General features: G+C 63.0%; 5 protein-coding genes. 2 read left to right on the top strand and 3 right to left on the bottom strand.

Features of this window, described 5'->3' with window-relative positions; translation table 11 throughout:
- Positions 1-5 precede the first annotated feature (5 nt).
- Positions 6-1,403, top strand: a complete 1,398-nt coding sequence (locus OC446_RS29540; protein WP_315986563.1) for an ISNCY family transposase — start codon at positions 6-8, stop codon at positions 1,401-1,403.
- Between the two features lie 112 nt (positions 1,404-1,515).
- Here the strand turns inward: OC446_RS29540 and OC446_RS29535 are convergent, their stop codons facing one another.
- The gene (locus OC446_RS29535; protein ID WP_262032469.1) at positions 1,516-2,376 is read right to left on the bottom strand and encodes a GNAT family N-acetyltransferase; all 861 of its coding nucleotides are present in this window, start codon (positions 2,374-2,376) and stop codon (positions 1,516-1,518) included.
- A 364-nt stretch (positions 2,377-2,740) separates the two neighbouring features.
- Here OC446_RS29535 and OC446_RS29530 point away from each other — a divergent pair, with 364 nt between their 5' ends.
- Positions 2,741-3,199 (top strand): translation initiation factor 2, encoded by a 459-nt coding sequence (locus tag OC446_RS29530; RefSeq protein ID WP_262032468.1) that lies wholly within the window; start codon positions 2,741-2,743, stop codon positions 3,197-3,199.
- A 76-nt stretch (positions 3,200-3,275) separates the two neighbouring features.
- Here the strand turns inward: OC446_RS29530 and OC446_RS29525 are convergent, their stop codons facing one another.
- On the bottom strand, positions 3,276-3,737 hold the full coding sequence (locus OC446_RS29525) for a GFA family protein (RefSeq protein WP_262032467.1): 462 nt from the start codon (positions 3,735-3,737) through the stop codon (positions 3,276-3,278).
- 29 nt (positions 3,738-3,766) lie between these two features.
- A partial coding sequence (locus OC446_RS29520; RefSeq protein ID WP_262032466.1) for an aminotransferase class I/II-fold pyridoxal phosphate-dependent enzyme occupies positions 3,767-4,252 on the bottom strand: 486 nt, incomplete at its 5' end.

Raw genomic sequence — 4,252 nt, 5'->3', positions numbered from 1 at the left:
GCTGGGTGGAGATGAGCGAACGGGAGCTTCGCCGCGCTGAGGTGCTGGCATCGGTGGTGGCAGGTCGCCTGACGATGACCGCGGCGGCCGGCCTTATGGGGATCACCCGGCGCCAGGCGCATCGGCTGGCCCGGCAGTTTACCGAGCATGGTGCGGCTGGCTTACGTCACCGGGCCCGTGGACGGCCTTCCAATCGTGGGTTGGGGCCGCATGTGCGCCAGATGGCGATCGCCTACGTCACGGAGAACTACCGGGACTTTGGGCCGACCCTGGCAAGCCAGATGCTTCTGGAGCGGCATGGCCTGAGGGTCTCGCGGGAGACGCTGCGCACATGGATGCGGGAGGAAGGCCTTTGGTTATCGCGCAAGCAGCGACGTCAGCTGCATCAGCCGCGTCTGCGCCGCGATCACTTTGGCGAGTTGGTGCAGATCGACGGCAGTGAGCACCGCTGGTTCGAGGATCGCGGCCCGCGATGCACGCTGATCGTCTTCATCGATGATGCGACCAGCCGGTTGGTGGCGCTGCGGTTCGTTCCATCCGAGAGCGTCTTTGCGTATTTTGAGACGCTCAAGAGCTATCTGATCAGCCACGGGCGGCCCCTCGCCTTCTATTCCGACAAACACTCGATCTTTCGCGTGTCAAAGGCGCAGGCCCAGGGCGGTCAAGGCATGACCCAGTTCGGGCGTGCGCTGAGTGAGCTGGGGATCGAGATCCTGTGCGCGAACTCGAGCCAGGCGAAGGGGCGGGTGGAGCGGGTGAACCGCACCTTGCAGGACCGGTTGGTGAAGGAACTCCGGCTTGAGGGGATCTCAACGCTTGAGGCGGCGAACGCCTACCTTCCAGCCTTTGTGGCGCGCTTCAACGAGCGTTTTGCCGTTGCCCCCGCGCGATCGGAGGATTGGCATCGCCCACTGGAGCACGCGCCCGCCCACCTCGACACGATCCTGGCCTGGCGCGAGCAGCGCTATGTCACGCAGCACCTGGCGCTCTCCTACGACCGCAAGCGGATCATTCTGGACGAGACGCCGCTGAGCGTAGGATTGGCCGGCAAATACGTCGAGACGTACGAATTCCCGGACGGGAGGCTCGAGGTCCGCTGGCAAGGCATCGCTCTGCCTTATCGCATGTTCGATAAAGACCAGCGGGTCACGCAGGCGGCGATTGTCGAGAACAAGCGGCTGTCAGAAGCCCTGAGCTGGGTGAAAGCGCGCCAGGATGAGCTCAGGCCTGTGCGCCCCAAGACGAACAGCCAAGCGGGTGGCTATGCTGCCCGACGGCGGGGGCGCCGCGGCCCGATCTCCTTCGTCGACCGGTACATCGCAGCCAAGAACGCCCATGCCACCGCCTCTGCCGGGGCTGCTGCGATCGTTGAAGTCTCCGCAGCCCCGGCAGAGGCTCCGTAGAGCCCTGGGACATTTCTACTTTGCCAAAACCTGAGACATTTCAATCTGGTTGCAACATCTGATGTGGCCTCCACCCCGTCCCCTGCCTCGTCGACCTGGCGGGCATGTCGGGTTAAATCTGCATCCCGGACAACATGAAAGAATGCGCTTCTGGTGCGAAGACGCCGCGAACCATGTGGCCGTTATCGATCCGTGTTTCCTGCTCTGGTGTCCACGAGAGCCGATCAGGCGTCAGATGCACATCGATCCGCTCGCCGGCATAGCCCAGCGCCGAAACGATTGCGTCGAGCGACGGGATCGATGGCGCAACGAGATCGAGCAGTGTCATCGATGATCCCTGCCGTCCTTCGACCGCGACGATCGCGTCGAGCTCCGACAGGTGGATCAATTCGATCTCAGGCGACGTGACCGCCTTCAGCATGAACAAGGCCGGGTGGTCGCAGGCCGATGCTACCAGCGACGTTGGGCTCCGACGGGCGAAGAGATCCTTGAGCAACGCGACATCCCGGTCCTCGGCGAGGGTCAAAACCCGATAGCCTGACCTCGCCTGCTTTGGAGCCAAGCCGGCGCTGAACGTCGTTTCCGTGATCTGACGGAAGCCGAACGGCGTGTAGAGGTCCGGCGTGCCCGTTCCCAGAATCACGAGATCCGCCCGCGCATCGGCAAAGCCGAGCGCTCTCTCCATGAGATCGCGAAAGAGACCTTTCCCGCGCCATTCGGGTCGAACCGCGACGGATTGGACGCCGAAACCTCGGACCTGTTCTCCCATGAGCCATAGCCGCCGCTCATAGAGGCTCACATTGGCGACCAGCTCATCCCCAAACCACCAACCGAACGCGACGATGCTCGGATCATGGCCCAACCGGTCGAGGGGCGAAACATCGACCTCGAAGACGTCGTCTATGAGCCGTGTCAGCTCCGACAATCCTTTCCGGGAATTTGCGTAGTCGGAACGGAATTCGAGCGGTTCCATCTGTCACCATGCGGACTGGGGCAGGGCCGGAATCCTAATTACAGCCTCCCTGCCCTGAGGCAACGTTCTCGTTGGGCTGGTCAATTCATCCACCACGCACCAACATCGACGCGACGCACCGTTTCCGGCCCGCATCCACCCTGCCCTTCGGCCCGCACGGCTGCCGCTACATTGTTCGCGAATTCACCGCTCGATCCGGTTGGATAGGTTACAGGAGTGTATTCTCGAAAGCACACTGCCCCAACGTTAGATCGAACTCTTAGAATATGAATTGTCAGACGAATGCCCTCCGATCTAGCGTCCGGATCGTGAGCTCTCGAACGGCGCTTTGCGCACAAGTGGGAGCCATTTTCTTGGGGGCAATATGCGCATTTCACTTCTCGCAGTTCTTGCGGGCAGCCTCTCCTTGGGCGCCTGCGCGACAGTCACACGCGGCACGACCGAACAGATCACATTCGACTCCGAGCCGCCGGCGGCCATGCGGACGTCTACGGGCCTCACCTGCCCGACCACACCCTGCACGCTGCAAGTCGACCGGAAATCCGAGTTCGTCGCCAGCTTCTCCAAAGATGGCTATGCTCCCCAGGACGTCATGGTCCAAACGCGGGTCGCAGGCAGCGGAGCCGCAGGCTTCGCGGGCAACATCCTCGTCGGAGGCATCATCGGCATGGGCGTCGACGCCGCGACGGGCTCGACCCTGGAACACTACCCGAACCCCGTCACCGTGAGCCTCGCTCCGCTGGCGGTCTCCTCGAAATACCGCGGCCGCAAGCCCGCGGCTCCCCGCGGGCCGGTTAGGGAAGCCACTCCGCCGGTATCGTGATTCTCACGACCGTTACAAAGGATGACCCTCGGACGTGAGCGCGAATTCATGTCCGAGGCTTCGATGCATACCCGCCTCACCGAGGCCCTCTGCGCTCCGAGAACTCGGCGACCAGGGCAGGATATTGCTCCATCGGTGGCAGAGCCTCGAAGCTGTGAATCGCGGGCGTCGTGGCCCAGGGCAGCTTCTCGCGCGTCCAGGTTTCGATGAACGGAGCGAGATCGACTGCTTTATCGAGCATGGTGGTGCGCAGGTTGACGAGCTCGTTCATGCCTTCGGGCCGGGTGAACAGCCAGCTCTTGCAATGAGCGCAGAAGAAGTGGCGCGTAGCTCCGTGCAGGCCGCCGATGACGGGCTCGCCCTCCACGATTTCGAATTGGTCGCTCGGATAAAGGACGCTCAGAGAAAAAGCGCTTGCGGTCATGCGCTGACAGCCCGTGCAATGGCAGGCCATGGTGACGATGGGTGCGCCCCTCGCGCGAAACTTTACTTGGCCGCACCGGCATTGCCCGTTCCGCACCTCGTCATGTCCTGCCATCGCCTTGGTTCCTTCCGATCGCCCTCACCTCATCCGGCCTGCCGCATCGCCTTTTCGATCACAGCAAAGGTCCGGTCGTCCGCGCATTGAGCCACGTTCAAGCGCATGAAGCCAGAGGCGGTGTGCGAGGCGCTGAACACGTCGCCCGGGGCGAGTACGACACCTTCACTCAATGCATGACGCGCCACGTCGGCGGCGTCGAGCCCATGCGGGAGCCGGCACCAGACGAGCATGCCGGCCTTCGGCATCACCCAGGGCTTGATACCGAGCGATTCCAGACGCGCCACCGTGGGCGTCATGGCTTTGGCAAGCCGCGCGCGCAAGGCGTCCAGGTACTTCCGGTAGCCGCTGCTGCCCAGGACGGCGAAGACGAGTTCCTCCGTCAGGCGGCTGCTCGCGAAACCGGTGGCGATGCGCAGATCCATGAGCTTGTCGATCCAATCCGGGCGCGCCGCAATATAGCCGCAGCGGAATGAAGCCGAGAGGGTCTTGGAGAAGCTGCCGATTCTTATGAC

The organism is Microvirga sp. Mcv34, assembly GCF_024519725.1.
Taxonomy (GTDB): domain Bacteria; phylum Pseudomonadota; class Alphaproteobacteria; order Rhizobiales; family Beijerinckiaceae; genus Microvirga.
The sequence above is the reverse complement of the archived record's forward strand: the minus strand, read 5'-3'. Positions and strand labels throughout refer to the sequence as shown.